This window comes from Tardiphaga sp. GW822-FHT04G09, assembly GCF_058800725.1.
Map to the genome: position 1 here is coordinate 106,203 of NZ_JBXAMO010000019.1, position 14,855 is coordinate 121,057.

The 14,855-nt window shown below is 58.1% G+C and carries 14 protein-coding genes, 1 tRNA gene and 1 pseudogene; 4 read left to right on the top strand and 12 right to left on the bottom strand.

The annotated features are described in order from the left end of the window. Nucleotides 1-315 precede the first annotated feature (315 nt). From AC1RLZ_RS24850 to AC1RLZ_RS24860, 3 genes are all read right to left on the bottom strand, one after another. Nucleotides 316-666 (bottom strand): VanZ family protein, encoded by a 351-nt coding sequence (locus tag AC1RLZ_RS24850; protein ID WP_493190781.1) that lies wholly within the window; start codon nucleotides 664-666, stop codon nucleotides 316-318. A 117-nt stretch (nucleotides 667-783) separates the two neighbouring features. After that, nucleotides 784-1,419: a flavin reductase family protein gene (locus tag AC1RLZ_RS24855; RefSeq protein ID WP_493190796.1), complete on the bottom strand. Its 636-nt coding sequence runs from the start codon at nucleotides 1,417-1,419 to the stop codon at nucleotides 784-786. Between the two features lie 329 nt (nucleotides 1,420-1,748). After that, a complete protein-coding gene (locus AC1RLZ_RS24860; RefSeq protein ID WP_493190782.1) occupies nucleotides 1,749-2,093 on the bottom strand; it encodes a hypothetical protein in 345 nt (114 codons plus the stop codon). Between the two features lie 90 nt (nucleotides 2,094-2,183). Here AC1RLZ_RS24860 and AC1RLZ_RS24865 point away from each other — a divergent pair, with 90 nt between their 5' ends. Further along, nucleotides 2,184-4,913, top strand: coding sequence for a bifunctional diguanylate cyclase/phosphodiesterase (locus AC1RLZ_RS24865; RefSeq protein ID WP_493190783.1), 2,730 nt, complete (start codon nucleotides 2,184-2,186; stop codon nucleotides 4,911-4,913). 57 nt (nucleotides 4,914-4,970) lie between these two features. On the opposite strand, the gene AC1RLZ_RS24870 is transcribed toward AC1RLZ_RS24865, so the two are convergent. From AC1RLZ_RS24870 to AC1RLZ_RS24890, 5 genes are all read right to left on the bottom strand, one after another. Further along, nucleotides 4,971-5,038: transfer RNA gene (locus tag AC1RLZ_RS24870), tRNA-Arg, on the bottom strand. Nucleotides 5,039-5,310: 272 nt separating this feature from the next. Further along, nucleotides 5,311-5,520, bottom strand: coding sequence for a hypothetical protein (locus tag AC1RLZ_RS24875; RefSeq protein WP_493190784.1), 210 nt, complete (start codon nucleotides 5,518-5,520; stop codon nucleotides 5,311-5,313). Between the two features lie 174 nt (nucleotides 5,521-5,694). Then, complete coding sequence (locus AC1RLZ_RS24880; RefSeq protein ID WP_493190785.1) at nucleotides 5,695-5,976, bottom strand: hypothetical protein; 282 nt, start codon at nucleotides 5,974-5,976, stop codon at nucleotides 5,695-5,697. Next, nucleotides 5,977-6,099 carry a hypothetical protein gene (locus AC1RLZ_RS24885; protein ID WP_493190786.1) on the bottom strand — a complete coding sequence of 41 codons (123 nt, stop codon included), beginning with the start codon at nucleotides 6,097-6,099 and terminating at the stop codon, nucleotides 5,977-5,979. A gap of 468 nt (nucleotides 6,100-6,567) precedes the next feature. Continuing rightward, nucleotides 6,568-7,107 carry an ABC transporter permease gene (locus AC1RLZ_RS24890; protein WP_493190787.1) on the bottom strand — a complete coding sequence of 180 codons (540 nt, stop codon included), beginning with the start codon at nucleotides 7,105-7,107 and terminating at the stop codon, nucleotides 6,568-6,570. Between the two features lie 160 nt (nucleotides 7,108-7,267). On the opposite strand from AC1RLZ_RS24890, the gene AC1RLZ_RS24895 reads away from it, so the two are divergent. The 3 genes and pseudogenes from AC1RLZ_RS24895 to AC1RLZ_RS24905 all read left to right on the top strand — a co-directional run. Next, nucleotides 7,268-7,702, top strand: a complete 435-nt coding sequence (locus AC1RLZ_RS24895) for a hypothetical protein (protein WP_493190788.1) — start codon at nucleotides 7,268-7,270, stop codon at nucleotides 7,700-7,702. A gap of 225 nt (nucleotides 7,703-7,927) precedes the next feature. Continuing rightward, on the top strand, nucleotides 7,928-8,494 hold the full coding sequence (locus AC1RLZ_RS24900) for a TetR/AcrR family transcriptional regulator (protein ID WP_493190789.1): 567 nt from the start codon (nucleotides 7,928-7,930) through the stop codon (nucleotides 8,492-8,494). A 129-nt stretch (nucleotides 8,495-8,623) separates the two neighbouring features. Next, nucleotides 8,624-8,878, top strand: a pseudogene (locus AC1RLZ_RS24905) (glutaredoxin family protein); the annotation flags it as partial. Nucleotides 8,879-9,134: 256 nt separating this feature from the next. Here the strand turns inward: AC1RLZ_RS24905 and AC1RLZ_RS24910 are convergent. From AC1RLZ_RS24910 to cofH, 4 genes are read right to left on the bottom strand one after another with little or no spacing between them, the layout of a single operon-like run. Next, complete coding sequence (locus AC1RLZ_RS24910; RefSeq protein ID WP_493190790.1) at nucleotides 9,135-10,595, bottom strand: NAD-dependent succinate-semialdehyde dehydrogenase; 1,461 nt, start codon at nucleotides 10,593-10,595, stop codon at nucleotides 9,135-9,137. Continuing rightward, nucleotides 10,592-11,056 carry an acyl-CoA thioesterase gene (locus AC1RLZ_RS24915; protein WP_493190797.1) on the bottom strand — a complete coding sequence of 155 codons (465 nt, stop codon included), beginning with the start codon at nucleotides 11,054-11,056 and terminating at the stop codon, nucleotides 10,592-10,594. Before AC1RLZ_RS24915 ends, AC1RLZ_RS24910 begins: the two co-directional genes overlap by 4 nt. Nucleotides 11,057-11,058: 2 nt before the next feature. Next, nucleotides 11,059-12,216 (bottom strand): iron-containing alcohol dehydrogenase, encoded by a 1,158-nt coding sequence (locus tag AC1RLZ_RS24920; RefSeq protein ID WP_493190791.1) that lies wholly within the window; start codon nucleotides 12,214-12,216, stop codon nucleotides 11,059-11,061. Beyond that, nucleotides 12,217-14,667 carry a 5-amino-6-(D-ribitylamino)uracil--L-tyrosine 4-hydroxyphenyl transferase CofH gene (gene cofH / locus AC1RLZ_RS24925; protein WP_493190792.1) on the bottom strand — a complete coding sequence of 817 codons (2,451 nt, stop codon included), beginning with the start codon at nucleotides 14,665-14,667 and terminating at the stop codon, nucleotides 12,217-12,219. It lies immediately after the preceding gene. Nucleotides 14,668-14,855 lie beyond the last annotated feature (188 nt).

Consider the following 14,855-nt stretch of genomic DNA (forward strand, 5'->3'; position numbering starts at 1 on the left):
ACCGGCCAGCTATACCAACCTGACCGAAACGTTTCTTAGGATCGTTTAAATTGCAAACGCACAGACACACACCTCCCTTCAAGTTGTATCGGTGTCCTTTTACACATGCCAAGTACTTTTATGAGGAGGCGCATGTGATTTCTCCCATTCGCGGCATCAAGGAGGTTCGCGGGTAGAGCACTACCGTGATTACACGCACCTTTTCAGGCAGCGAGATGTAAAACCTCCGCGATAACGATTTTCGGGCTGGAACTTGGCCAAAGTGATTCGCAGAAAAGAATTGATGTACCGTCCCTGAGATAGGTCAGGGCGGACTCAACTTAAAGTAACAAATCTCTTGATAGCCTGATGGAGCGCGAGCGACATTCCGATGCCGGCGACGCCGCCTGCAAGTTTGACCAGCGCATCCCGCACCTCGCCATGCCGGTCCGGCGTTAGATGCTGCAGCACCTCAAGCCCGACTGCTGCCCCGCTGACGAGCGTCAGAACAAGCCAGAGATGGCGGGGATAAGCGAGACCGAACAAAAGGCCCACAAGCGCAAATGCGCCGAAGCGCTCAAGGCTGACGCCGGCAAAATGCGGCCGCAGCCCAATCGGTGACAGAGTCACAAAAGCAATCAATGCAAGTGTAGTCCACGCAATAACAATGATGTTTTTTCGATACATCCAGCAGCCATATCCCATGCAACCGCAGGAGCGGCGATTTCTCACCTCTGACGGTTAATCGAACGCGGAGAGAACTACTACCGGCGTTCCGACGCACTCCCCCGGATAAAATCTTCCTCAGCGGGAGCTGCGGAGTTGCCAGGTGTCGAAACTGTCGGGTTTGATCTCGAACCGATCTTGCATCCGTGCATACATGGTTCCCGCGATGCGTGCGACTGGAAGATAGTGATCATAATCCGTGCGCAAGGTGACGGGGTCGACAACACCATCACGAACCTGAATGCCCAGGACCTCTCCGACCAGTAAGTCGCGTTCTGCACCAAAATTCATCATGGTCACTTTTCGGCATTCCAGTGCCGCAGGCGCCTTCGCCAAATGCGGCACCGGCACATTGATGCCAGCCATCATTGGGAGCTGCAGGGCATCCAGTTCGCCGATGTCGGATGGAAAGCTGATGGAACAATCTACCATATCGTTGGCGAGTGCCTCATCCACCATGTTGATAACAAACAACCCATTGGTGCGCACATTGCGGGTCGTATCCTTGACCGACAGATCGGGCCTGGCCTGCAGGCCGACCACCACCAGCGGCGGCTTCTCGGAGAACACATTGAAGAACGAGAACGGCGCTGCATTGACGACGCCGGCATCGGAAATGGTGGTAATCAAGGCGATCGGACGCGGCACGACCAGACCGCACAACAACTTGTAACGCTCGGGACCACTGAGCTTCGCAAAGTCAAAATGAACCATCGCCAATCTTGCCTCATCAGTTGCCGCCTTGCCGCAACGAGGCAGGACTTATGCGATCTTGAACAGCCGGCTCGCATTGCCGAACAGGACTTTCTGACGGTCAGTGTCCGATAGCTTAGCCTTGTTGACCAGCCCCACCGGATCGGGGCTCCCCATGTCGAACGGATATCCGAGCCCATCATGACGCGGTCAACGCCCGGTCCGAACCAGATTGTCGACCAGCTCGGACGAGAACACGCAGGTATCGAACCAGAGGCGCTTCAGATAGGTCGACGGCGCATCTCCCGACGCACTTTCCAGGCATGATCCATACGGGCCGCGTAGAACGGCTAGAAACCACCGCCATGAGCAATAACCACCTCGAGATCCGGATGCCGGTCGGGAATGCCGCCCATGATGAAGTGGGAAATTGCAATGATCTCCCCGATCGGTTGGCCCGACAGTGTTGACCATGAAGAAATCGCCGAGCCGCTGGCCATGGGAGAAGCCCAGGGGATGCCCGAACAGCGGTGCGCGCGGATTGGCAAGCCACGCATCGAGAGGGTCGACGGGGCATGGGACGGTTTGAGGTCTTCGACGCGCGTATCGATCTGGAAGCCGCGCGAGCCGAGCTGCTCGACCGCATGCCCCCCTCCCCCACCGCCCGCGCGGGAAACCACATCGGCGCGAGGCATCGAAATCGTCGTGATGGCGCAGCGTCTTAACCCATCGTTCACCCAAGTTCGTAACGGGGTGTTGGCGGTCCCCCCGGTACAAAAATCCGCATGGGGCAAAACGACGCAAAGTCGGGGGAGCGGTCTAATGGCGCTGGCAGTGTTGCCGGCTACGCCGCACTGCGCCGTTTCCGGTTCCAAGGCGGGCCGATCCAAGGCCTGATCCTGTGCGGCTGCCTGCTGATTATCGCCATCGCCATCGGCACGGCCTACATCACCGTCCATTTCAGAGACCGCGCCATCGAGAGCAAGAAGCGCGAACTGGAAAACACGGTTCTGCTGGTGGCACGACACTTCGACCAGCAGTTTGGGGATCTGCAAGGCGTTCAGAACGACATCATCACCTATATGAAGTCGGCCAACATCCAGAACAGCGCCGCCTACCAGCATCTGATGTCAGGGATCGACGTCCACCGCATGCTGCGCACCAAGCTCAGCAGCCTGCCCTATGTCGGCGGCATCAACCTGTTCGATTCCGAAGGCAAGTTGCTCAACTCGTCGGAAACCTGGCCCGTGCCGGCCATCGACATCGCCGACCGTCAGCATTTCCAAATGCTGCAGGCCGACAACGGGCCCGCGGTCTTATTGGCCGAGCCCGTCATCAGCAGGGTGACCGGTGCATGGACCGCCGTGTTTTCGCGCAAGCTGGTCGGGCGCCATGGCGAATTCATGGGCATCATCGGCCGCGGCGTCGAGCCCGTTCACTTCGAGAGCTTCTTCGCATCTCTCGCGCTCGAAAAAGGCGCCAAGATCTTCATGATCCACCGCAACGGCACCGTGCTTGCTCGCTATCCGCAGAACGAGACCGTGATCGGCCAAAACCTCAGTAGCAGCTCGGTCTTCAAGGACCTCTGGTCGTCGGGCGGGACCTCGACGGGGCGCTATATCAGCCCCATCGACGAGGAAGACGAATTGGGCTCCGCGAGGCGCCTCGCGGAAGCTCCCGTGATGATCGTCGCAACCGCCAGCATGGCTGCGGCCTTACATGACTGGCGCGAGCAGACCAAGTACCAAATCATCGGCGCAACGCTTGCCACGCTGGTGATCCTGGCGACGCTGTTCCTGATCGTCCGGCAATTGAACCGCCAGCACCGCTCGGCCGAACGCATGCTGGCGCAAAAATCGACGCATCTCGATACCGCAATCAACAATATGACGCAGGGCCTGCTGTTGTTCGATGCCCATGGCCGGCTGGTCGTCTGCAATCAGCGCTTCATCGAGATGTTCGGGCTATCCGACAGGATTGTGAAGCCAGGCTGCTATTTCCGCGATCTCATCCAGCACCGCAAGGACACCGGAACCTTCATCGGCGATGTCGATGACTACTGCACGCGGTTCCTGCGAAGCATTGCGGAAGGCCTTGGTCACGATACACTGCTGACCACGCCTGACGGACGCTCGATCCAGGTTCTGGTTCAGAAATCAGAGGACGGCGGCTGGGCTTCTACGCTGGAAGACATCACGGAGCGCAAGCACTCGGAAGAGCGCATCGCGCATCTCGCGCACTATGATGCGCTGACCGACCTCCCCAATCGCGTGATGTTCCGCGAGCGGCTCGAAGCGGAAATCGCAACGATCCAGGACGGCGCGCGATTTGCGATTCTCTATATCGATATCGATGAGTTCAAGAGCATTAACGACACGCTTGGCCACGCTATCGGCGACGAGTTGCTGAAAGTCGTGGCGATGCGCCTGCGCAGCTGTATCGGCAATGCGGGCTTTGTCGCGCGGCTCGGCGGCGACGAATTCGCCATCGTGCACACCGGAATCGCTCGCCGCAGCGACGTCACCAGCCTTGTCGTGCCACTCCAAGAAGCAATCCGCCAACCCTATGATTGCCTCGGCCACCAGATCACCACCGACGCCAGCATCGGGATCGCCGTGGCTCCCGATGATGGCTCCGATCTCGACGAATTGTTGAGACACGCGGACCTTGCGATGTATGGCGCCAAGGCCGCTGGGCGGCGTACCTTTCGCTTCTTCGAGCCTGCCATGGATGAAGACGCACGGGCGCGGCGCGCGCTGGAGCAGGATCTGCGCAAGGCGCTCGCGGAAGGTGGGCTCGAGGTTCACTATCAACCCGTCGTCGATATCGCCAGCAACCAGATCAGCGGCTGTGAAGCCCTGTTGCGCTGGCGGCATCCGGTCCGTGGCATGATTTCGCCGGCGGAGTTCATTCCGATCGCCGAAGAAACCGGCTTGATTATCGAACTCGGCGACTGGGTACTCCGAACGGCGTGCATGGAAGCCGCCTCATGGCCCATTCCGATCAAGCTCGCGGTCAACGTCTCACCAGTTCAGTTCACGTCGCAGACCCTGGCTCTCAACGTTGCCCGGGCGCTCGTGGCGGCGAACTTGCCCGCTCACCGGCTTGAGCTTGAAATCACGGAAACAGTGCTGATTCGCGACGACGAGACTGCACTCGCCATCCTCCATCAGCTTCGCGGCATCGGCGTGCGCATCGCCCTCGATGATTTCGGCACCGGCTATTCGTCGCTCAGCTATCTGCAGCGTTTCCCGTTCGACAAGGTCAAGATCGACCGTAGCTTCATCCGGGACATCATGGCCCCGGACGGATCGTCGTCTATCGTGCAGGCGGTCGTGACCATCGCTGCTGCACGCAACATGATGACCACCGCGGAAGGCGTCGAGACGGCCGATCAACTCAACGCGCTACGTATGCTCGGCTGTACCCAGATGCAGGGCTTTCTGTTCAGCGCCTCCAAGCCGTCGCACCAGATCCGGGCGATGCTTCAGCACCGTGAGGCCGCCGTCGCCTGACGCCGGCCTGAAATCCTCGCGAAACGGGTTATTTCAGAGAAAACAGAAAGAGAAAACTGGCGATCCCGGCATGACTCGAACATGCGACCTACGGTTTAGGAAACCTTTTTGCAATCAGCAATATCAATGACTTAGAGACCGCGTGTTGCATATCTGTTGCCGACAGCATTTTTGAGCGGAAAGTCTGCCATCTGTCTGCATGCCCCGGCTCACGCTGGTGACCGGCCAGGATCATCCTCGATACATCTTTATCGCCGGCCAAAAGAGAGAGCGGCGTGAGAAGCCTTATTTAAACGGACCGTGAGCGGGAACGCCGCTACTGCTGAAGAAACGCGTCGCACGGAGCAGTCAATCCCACGTACGTTGGCGGGGAAGGCTGAGCTAGACTATTCGCAATTCAATCGCGTGCTCGAATTTTGCCCATGGCGAACTGTTCGAGCACGTAGAACGCGCTTTCCTCATAGGTGGCTCCGGGCAATTGCTCCGCCACCACGATGGCATGATCGATCACTGACAACTGCATCATGCCGTCGACGACCACGTAATCCGCTTCATACTCTCGTGCGGCCAGCAGGAGTACCACGTGCCCGTACTCGAACCCCTTCAAGTCATTCTCCCAAAAAGTCTAGCCAAGCAACAGACGACAGCTTTCGGACACGCAGCCATCGCGCGACCGCAAGTAACCGTTTCCTGCTTGCCGGCTGCAGATAGATCGCAGACTCGCTGTGCCTCACCCCGAGGACTGTCCGTTCTGCCATCGACTAGACCATAGGCTGATAGTCTAGCAGTGCCGCGACCGGCGCCGGCGACGGTCCGAAATGAGAGCGAGGCGCGCCGCCGACCGCGGTTTGCGTGCCTGCAGCCCGCTGTTGACGACGATCAGCTTCGGCAGGTTCGTACCAGGCGGAGCAATATGCAACGACGCGGGCTCCGCGACCGGCGCTTCCATGTCGCGCAGAGCGGATCGTCCTGTCTCCGTGATCTGCCAGCCCGCCTGATCGCGCAGAACGAACCTCGATGTAAAGATATCCAGTCCGGGTGCCCGCGCGGCGAGCCGCTTCAATCAGCTATTCCAGGCAGGGCCGGCGCCTGCCTGGATCGCGAGGTCGGCGTTCATGGCGGCAAGGGTCGCACGCCCATCGGGATGGCTCGACAACACCAACATGATCGCAACCTGCAACGACACGCTTACGCCCCACGCTGTCGGACGACCGATCCTGACATAACCGTGACGACTATCCGCGTCGGTGTTCAGCTGTCCACAGATAGGCGCGATTATCCACAGGGCGAAGCCTACAGCAAGCGGTCGATTGCCTTGCGAGGCCATCGCCCATGCGTAACCTCTCTTGTTGGAGTGTGCCCCCGAATATGTGCTCCATTTGGCAACGCCGTCGTACCGCTCCGTCTACCTGACGTTCCACGGGAGTCCGGTGCTCGACCAGCCGATCAAATTCGAAAATCTCTGGCTGCCCAACACGCACTCGCGACGGCTACAGCTTCCGTCAACGAGGATCGATCATGTCGGCCTGCGTCTTAAAGTGAAGCAGCAGATATATGCGGATTGCGGAAAATGGATTTCCCCGTTTGGCTTCCGCACCGATCGCGGAAGCGAGGTTCTTAGCCCAGCACTTTGACATCACATTTTACGCAGGAGCTAGTTCTGACGCCAACTCACGAAACGCCGCTCCAGAGCCTGCAGCAGGCCGTATTCGATGGCAACCATCACCGCCCAGAAGATCACCGTCCACGCCAACACACCAGCAACGTTCTGCGAACTGAATTCCGCATTGAGCTGATAGCCGACCCCATTGGACAGACCGAAAAGCTCGACCAGCACGATCACCTTCCAGGCCAGCGAAAGGCCCACACGGGCACCGGCGATGAGATGGGGCACGAGGCCAGGGATCCACATCATGGTCAGCCGATCGCGCGGCGACAACTGGAACACGGTCACCATCTCGATGAGTTCGTGATCGATGGCGCGCATGCCCTGGATCACATGCAGCATCATCACCGGCACGATGCCGAGTGCGATGGCGACGGTGGGCGCCGTGAGGCCGACGCCGAACCAGATCACACACAGCAACGACCAGACGAGGCCCGGCACTGTGAGGCCGAGGACCAGCGCGGGCTCGCAGAACCGCCGGAACAGTATATTACGCGCCGCCATGATGCCGGCGACTACCGCGATCAAAAGAATGGGTGAGCGTCCTTGGAACGGTCAAATGGACTAACAAACCTATTCCGGCGACCTTATTAGCGCATATCCAAGGCTTTCCTCTTGACGATGATAGAAGCAAAGCACGCGAATCTGCGCACGTGTATGACAGCCGGACGTCTTGGGAGGATAGCAAATGCTTACGGTCGAGAGCTTGAAACAGACCTATGATGCACGCGACGGAGGGATGGATATCGCTGGCGAGCAACGATGCGAGGAATTGCTCGCGCAATGGATGCAGGCGCTCAACAGGCACGATGCAGCGGCAATGGATGAGATCATGCGGTTTCCCCACGTCCGGGCTGCCGCTAACCAACTATTCGTGTACGATGCTCCAGGTAATAACCCTATGGGAATGTTCAAGGATCTTGCTGCGCTTCAAGGTTGGAACCACAGCGCTTGGACAGAAATTAAGCTCCTGCAATCGTCCCCGATTAAAGCTCACTACGCCGTCCAGTACACGCGCTACCGAATTGATGGATCGGTAATCGGCGTGTTCGATTCACTCTACATCTTTACTCGGGTCGACGACGACTGGAAACTGCAGCTAAGATCGAGCTTCGGTCCGTAATTCACGAGCGTTCGCGGAATCGCTTGAATTGAGAGCGGCTTGCCTGCCGAGGCAGCGAGCACCGACCCGCTTGATCGCACCAATAGCGAATTCGTTGCATTGCAGCCATCGTGACGCATCGCTGCTTTTCGGAAAACGTGCGTGACAATCCTGATCGTATCATGTTGAATATAATGATTAATATTGCGCTGCACGCGCCACTGGTCAGCAAGGAACTCTCAGGTTGTGAAGGTCACCAAGGAGAAATCCGCAGAGCATCATGAAGCAATCATTGCGGCAGGATCAAAACTGTATCGCGAGAAGGGATTTGACGGTGTGAGCGTCGTCGAAATCATGAAGGCGGCTGGCCTGACGCATGGAGCTTTCTACGGTCATTTCGCCTCCAAGGAGGCTTTGTGCGTAGCCTCGCTGAAGCGGGCGTTCGACGAGCGAGGGCTGAAGTGGGAGGAGCGGACGTCGTTGAGTGTCTATATCGACGATTACATGTCCGTAGCTCATAGGGACCGAATGGGATCCGGGTGCCCAATAGTTACCTTCGCTGCGCAAATTGGCCGCCAAACGGCCGCCGTGCGAAAGCAATACACTGAAGGCGTTATTGAATTTGTCGATTGGATCGCGTCGAGGTTGCCTGGGAAGAGCCCGCCATCGCAGAAACGAGCGGCGGCAACTGCAATTTTGGCAGCAATGGTTGGGGGAGTTGTGATGGCGCGCTCCACGACGAGTGACCGGCAATTGTCGGCCCGCTTTCTCGCTGATTCGCGCTCCGGAGTTTTGGCCAAATTCGGCGTCTGAAGCTGCCTTCCGGCTCACACTCCTCACCTTGTTTCCATTTTCCAGATCGCCATCGATAACGATCTTGCTACCTCGCCTCTGCTTCTTGAAAGCCATCGCTTCTTTCATTACGTTCATAATGATTAAACGATGGAGGAGATAAGCGTGGACGTGGTTGAGTTTATCGAGCATCAAATCAGTTCGAACGACGTAGTGCTGTTCATGAAGGGAACGCCCGACGCCCCCGGATGCGGTTTTTCATCGCAGGTCGTTCAGATCCTCGAGCATCTTGGAGTGGTTTATGTCGGTCTGGACGTCCTGACGTCGCAACCACTCAGGAGTGCAATCAAGGAATACTCAAACTGGCCCACTATTCCACAGCCAAACGCCAATGCTGGATTTGTCAGTTCTTTTTTAGAACCTGTCAATGCCGAAAGAGGGTTTTGTAGTTGGAGAGAAAGCGACTCGGCGCTCGGAGCGAGCCGCCATGACCTTCCCGAGGCCTCCAGCGGCGATGCCGCGCCTCACGGCAAGCATTATCCGTCAGTCACGCCGACGGCGATGTGCAACGAAAAAAGGATGGGACACGCCGAGTTTTGACGCCCCATCCTTTCCAGCCAACTCACTTGATGAGGGACCGCAGAAATATCTTCCGCTTTCCTCAGATCCCTCCGAGACAGAGATACTTGACCTCGAGGTAGTCCTCGATGCCATACTTAGAACCTTCACGCCCGTTTCCGCTCTCTTTAATGCCTCCGAACGGCGCGACCTCAGTCGAGATGATCCCTTCGTTTATCCCCACCATTCCGTATTCCAAGGCCTCCGCAACGCGCCAGACGCGGCCGATATCACGACCGTAGAAGTATGCGGCGAGCCCGAACTCGGTATCGTTCGCGAGCCTTATCGCTTCTTGTTCGGTTTCAAACTTGAAGATCGGAGCGACTGGACCGAACGTCTCTTCCTTGAAGATCAACATGTCCGGCGTTGCATCCACCAACACGGTGGGTTGGAAAAAGCTATTCCCCAGCTCGGCGCGACGGCCGCCTACCAATATCCTGGCGCCCTTCGATGTCGCGTCGGATATGTGCTGCTCGACCTTTTCGACGGCGGCTTGGTTGATCAACGGCCCGATATCGACTCCTGCAGAACGCCCGTCGCCGACTTTCAAGTCCTGGACCGCCTTAGCCAGTCTGGTTACAAAGGAATCGTAGATACCCGTCTGGACGATAAAGCGATTCACACATACGCAGGTTTGTCCGGCATTTCGATACTTCGAAGCCATCGCACCTTTGACCGCTGCCTCTACGTCGGCATCGTCGAAGACGATGAACGGCGCGTTCCCCCCGAGTTCCATCGATGTTCGTTTCATCGTCGAAGCGCACTGTGAAGCGAGTTTCTTTCCAATCTCCGTCGAACCGGTGAACGTCAATTTTCGGACGATCGGATTCATGGTCATTTCTCCGCCGATTGCAGCCGCAGAGCCCGTCACCACCGAAAACACTCCTTTTGGGATGCCCGCTTGCTCGGCCAGAGCTGCCAATGCCAACGCGGACAGCGGAGTCTGACTTGCCGGCTTCACAACCATGGTGCACCCCGCAGCTAAGGCTGGACCTGCTTTGCGCGTGATCATAGCCGACGGAAAATTCCACGGAGTGATCGCCGCGCAGACGCCTATCGGCTGCTTCAGAACGACAATTCTCCGATCGGATGAGAACGACGGGATCGTATCCCCGTATACGCGCTTGCCTTCTTCCGCGAACCATTCGACGAAGCTGGCAGCATAGGCGATCTCGCCCCTGCTCTCTCCAAGAGGCTTACCTTGCTCCGCCGTCATCAAGGCAGCCAATTCTTCCTGATTCGAGATCATGAGATCGAACCACTTGCGAAGGATCGCAGCTCGCTCTTTTGCCGTCTTCGCGCTCCATGCGGGGAGCGCCGCATGTGCTGCATGCAACGCTCGCCTCGTTTCGGCGCCCCCCATGTTCGGGACGCTCGCGACCAACTCCCCTGTGGCCGGATTTGTCACCTTGATGACTTCACCGGTGTCCGCCTCGGTCCACTCGCCGTCGATGAAGCATTGGGTACGCAACAATGGCGCCTTCGTCGCTTGTAGCGATGTCATTTCGGTTCATCCATGCGGGTTGAAGAGACTAATAGCGGCGTCAAAACCGTCCGGAGCCGGTCGGAAATTGGCATGGGCCGCCGCGTTGCGCGGTCCACGTACACATGCACGAAGAACCCTTCTGCTGCAGTAAGTTCATCAGAATTCCGGAATAGACCTACCTCGTAGCGAACGGATGAGGTGCCTATCCGCGCGACGCGAATCCCGGCTCTTACGATGTCTGGAAAGGAGAGTTCGGAATAATAACGACACCCCGTCTCGACGACGAGACCGATCTCATTCCCACTTTTGGGATCGAGAGCTCCGCTCTCGATAAGCAGTCCGTTCACCGCTGTGTCGAACAGCGAATAATGGACTACGTTGTTCATATGTCCGTACACGTCGTTGTCCATCCACCGCGTGGCTATCGATCGCCATTGTGCGTATTCGGATTGATGGGAAGGCTGACCCAATTTGCTCATATTCACCATGCAGCTCTGTAGATCGCGAGCGCGTCGCTCTCGCTCAGGGTTCGCGGATTGTTGATCAATAGCCGTTCCTGTTTCATTGCGGCTTTTGCCATTGTCGGAATGTCCGTTTCGCCGATGCCGACGTCTCGAAGTCTGGTCTTCATACCCAGCTTATTCGACAATGAAGCCAGAGAATCTATGAATGCCAGGCACCTATTCTCGACGCCGGAACGCTTAGCGAGCTGCGGAAACGCATCGACGGCGATTTCTGCGTAGAGGTCCGCTGCTTCTGAGGCATTGAAACGCAGGACATGAGGAAGTACGAGCGCGTTCGAGAGACCATGGGGCACATGAAACATGCCACCGATCGGATATGCCAAGGCGTGTACTGCCGCGACCGGCGAGTTCGCAAATGCCTGCCCGGCCAAGTTGGCTCCCAACAACATCGCAGAGCGCGCCGCTAGGTTTGATCCGTCGCGGACGGCCATTTCTATGTTTGCACCGAGAAGGCGTAGCGCCTCCCGAGCGAGAGCCTTCGAGATTGGATTGTTGTTGGCGTTCTTCGAGGCATAGGCCTCGATGGCGTGGACCATCGCGTCCACTCCCGTTGCGGCCGTCGTTGCCGACGGAAGGCCGAGCGTCAGGGTAGCATCGAGCAGCGCCAGATCAGGCATAATGAGGTGCGATGAAACCCCACGCTTCTCGTTCTCGTCTACAGTTATGATCGAGATCGGCGTCACTTCCGATCCGGTACCAGCTGTTGTAGGCACCAGCACCAAAGGTAACCGGGGTCCCTTCGCGCGACCAACGCCCCATGCATCATCGACGTCCTCGCCGCTTCCGAGCAGCAATGCCGTCAGTTTGGCCACGTCCAACGACGAACCGCCGCCAAACCCAATGACACCGGTGGCTCCAGCGGCCCTCCCCACGTCGACGACCATCAAGAGAGTGCTCAACGAGGGGTCGGGCTCGACATCATCGAAGACCGTCACTGTCGCTCCTGATCTTTTGAGCGAAGCCATGATCGGATCACAAAGACCAAGCCCACGTATGCCTCGGTCAGTGACGAATAGAATGCTGTCGCCTAGCCGACTATCGATGATCTCGTGCGCCCGCGATGCCGAGTCATTTCCGAACACGATGGTAGGCGCTTTGAACTGAAATGGATCCATTTACGTTTCCTGGGGGTCCGGAGCCGGACGGGGCACAGCCTTGGTGAGCTTGCGGACGGGATTGTTGATGAGAGCGGTCAGGGGCGCCGCCCCAAAGGAAGCGTTGCGCTGGCGTACGGGCGCGTTTGAATAGGTGGTCGTTCTCTGACGAGGCTGCCGTCCGGAGGAGCGGATCCACTCCTCGATCGTCTCTGGCGGTGCCTCCTGGCCATGAACTGCACCGGCGGCCCGAGTGATTGACTCGTTCATCAGTGTCCCTCCCAGATCGTTCACGCCAGCGTTCAAAGCCGCCTTCACGCCCTCGGGACCCAGCTTGACCCATGACGCCTGGATGTTCGGGATTAATGGATGAAGCGCGATGCGCGAGACGGCGTGCATCAGGATCGCTTCCCGGAAAGTTGGCCCCGGACGCGCTCCGCCCTTCAGGTAGATTGGCGCTTCTTGGGCGACGAAAGGCAGCGGGACGAACTCGGTTATGCCGCCGGTGCGTGCTTGCAGGTCGCGTAGACGAAGAAGGTGCCTGGCCCAGTGCCGCGTCTCCTCGACGTGCCCATACATGACGGTCGACGTCGTGCGCAGACCGACCGAATGGGCCGTTTCGATCACGTCGAGCCAACCCTGCGTCGAAAGCTTGTCCGGACAGAGGATCGTTCTCACTTCGTCGTCTAGAATTTCGGCGGCGGTGCCGGGAAGCGATCCGAGTCCTGCATCCTTCAGCTTCAACAGGAAATCGCGCAATGGCAGACCGAGCGTGGCGGCACCCTGCGACACTTCAAGCGGCGAGAAGGCATGGATGTGAATCCCAGGTGCGGAACGTCGGACCGTACTGCAAATGTCCAGATAGGTCTGGCCAGTGTAAGTCGGATTTATACCGCCTTGGAGGCAGACTTCAGTCGCACCACGGTCCCACGCCTCGCTGGCTCGTCTTGCTATCTCCGGTAGATCGAGATCGTATGGCTTGCCGCGAAGATTCTCGTGCGTCTTTCCCTTAGAGAAGGCGCAGAATTTGCAGCCATAAGTGCAAACATTGGTATAATTTATGTTCCGCGTCACGACGTAGGAAACGACGTCCTTGTTCATACTGCGTCTAAGTTCGTCGGCTGCTTCGAGAACGAACGAAAGATCGTCTCCGCGGGATGCGAAGAGCCTTACGATGTCTTCCTCGGCAAGCCGCTCTCCATTACTCCCGCGCTGGACGATCGATCGCACTTCGTTAAGGGAACTTCCTCTTCCGCCTTGCGTCGCACCGCCGATGGATTCCTCGATCGGGTTCGAAGTCCCACCCGCCTTCCAGTCGCAATCCCTTGCGAGCCACTCGGCATCCGACGCCCGAATAACGTGAGTGGAGACCGCGTCGTCTATCCAACGGGTTCTTTCGGCGATGAAGGGCGGATAAACCGTAAGTCTCTGCACGAGCCGCTTGCCGGCACTCGCCGTCTGTCGTTCGAGATCGTCCAGCTGTGGCCAGGGCGCTTCCGGATTGACGTGATCCTGGGTAACCGGGGAGACCCCTCCCCAATCGTTGATGCCAGCACGGATCAGTTCGGGGAGAATTCCCGGGCTCAGATTCGGCGGAGCCTGGACGCTGACCGAACGGCCGAAAGCGAGACGGGCCAGCGCGATGGTGCGTCGCAGATCGTCCGCTGTAGGCTCCGCGCTACCCTCCATCTTTGTCCCCGGCTTTGCCCGGAAATTCTGAACGATGATCTCCTGAAGATGCCCATAACGAAGGTGGAGATCTCTGAGGGCGACGAGCGCTTCCAGGCGCTCGCGCACCGTTTCGCCTATACCGATAAGTATCCCGCTGGTTGTAGGGATCGATAGTTCGCCAGCGGCACGGATGGTCGCAAGGCGGACCGACGGCACTTTGTCCGGAGAGCCGAAATGGACTTGCCCGCGTTCCGTAAGCCGATCGGATACGGATTCCAACATGAGTCCCATCGACGCGGATACCCGACGAAGCATTCTCAGGTCATCGTCCGCCAATGTACCGGCGTTTATATGGGGCAACAGGCCGGTCTTGTTGAGAACGAGGCCGGCCACGTGCCCAAGATATTCGACGGTGCTGGAGAATCCCTCTTTATCGAGCCAATCGCGAGCCGCTCGGTATCGTAGTTCGGGCTTTTCGCCCAACGTGAATAGAGCCTCATTGCATCCCGCCTTCTTGCCTCGGTGGGCGAGTTCCAGCACCGCCTCTTGCGGCATGTAGGCAGCACTAATGTGGCGAGGTGCCTTGGCGAACGTGCAGTAGTGACATGTGTCGCGGCACAACTCCGTCAGAGGAATGAATATTTTTCGGGAATAGGTGACGGTATCGCCGAATCCGGCGTCTCTAACCATCGCGGCCGCGGCCACGAGTTCGACTGTCTTTTCCTTCGCCAACGACTCGAGTTCGACGATGCTCAACATGTTGCCGTCGAGAATAGAGCGTGCCGCATCTTCTACGCGCATACGACCGGCCTTTCGCCGTTGAAGCCGACCGTCCTGCTTTGCAGCAATGGGCGGAGCAGGAAAGGGCACTTCCGAAACTGAGGTAATTCTAGAAGTGCCTGCACGTCCTCCGTGTTCCCCGTCAGCGCCCATGAGACAAATTGAGGGACTTCCCGGAGGGAGGATTTCTGGTTCATCGTAGCCGCAAG

Coding starts and splice junctions, on each gene's coding strand:
- AC1RLZ_RS24850 (WP_493190781.1), bottom strand. CDS start 666: ATGTATCGAAAAAACATCATTGTTATTGCGTGGACTACACTTGCATTG.
- AC1RLZ_RS24855 (WP_493190796.1), bottom strand. CDS start 1,419: ATGGTTCATTTTGACTTTGCGAAGCTCAGTGGTCCCGAGCGTTACAAG.
- AC1RLZ_RS24860 (WP_493190782.1), bottom strand. CDS start 2,093: ATGCCTCGCGCCGATGTGGTTTCCCGCGCGGGCGGTGGGGGAGGGGGG.
- AC1RLZ_RS24865 (WP_493190783.1), top strand. CDS start 2,184: ATGGGGCAAAACGACGCAAAGTCGGGGGAGCGGTCTAATGGCGCTGGC.
- AC1RLZ_RS24895 (WP_493190788.1), top strand. CDS start 7,268: ATGCTTACGGTCGAGAGCTTGAAACAGACCTATGATGCACGCGACGGA.
- AC1RLZ_RS24910 (WP_493190790.1), bottom strand. CDS start 10,595: ATGACATCGCTACAAGCGACGAAGGCGCCATTGTTGCGTACCCAATGC.
- AC1RLZ_RS24915 (WP_493190797.1), bottom strand. CDS start 11,056: ATGAGCAAATTGGGTCAGCCTTCCCATCAATCCGAATACGCACAATGG.
- AC1RLZ_RS24920 (WP_493190791.1), bottom strand. CDS start 12,216: ATGGATCCATTTCAGTTCAAAGCGCCTACCATCGTGTTCGGAAATGAC.
- cofH (WP_493190792.1), bottom strand. CDS start 14,667: ATGCGCGTAGAAGATGCGGCACGCTCTATTCTCGACGGCAACATGTTG.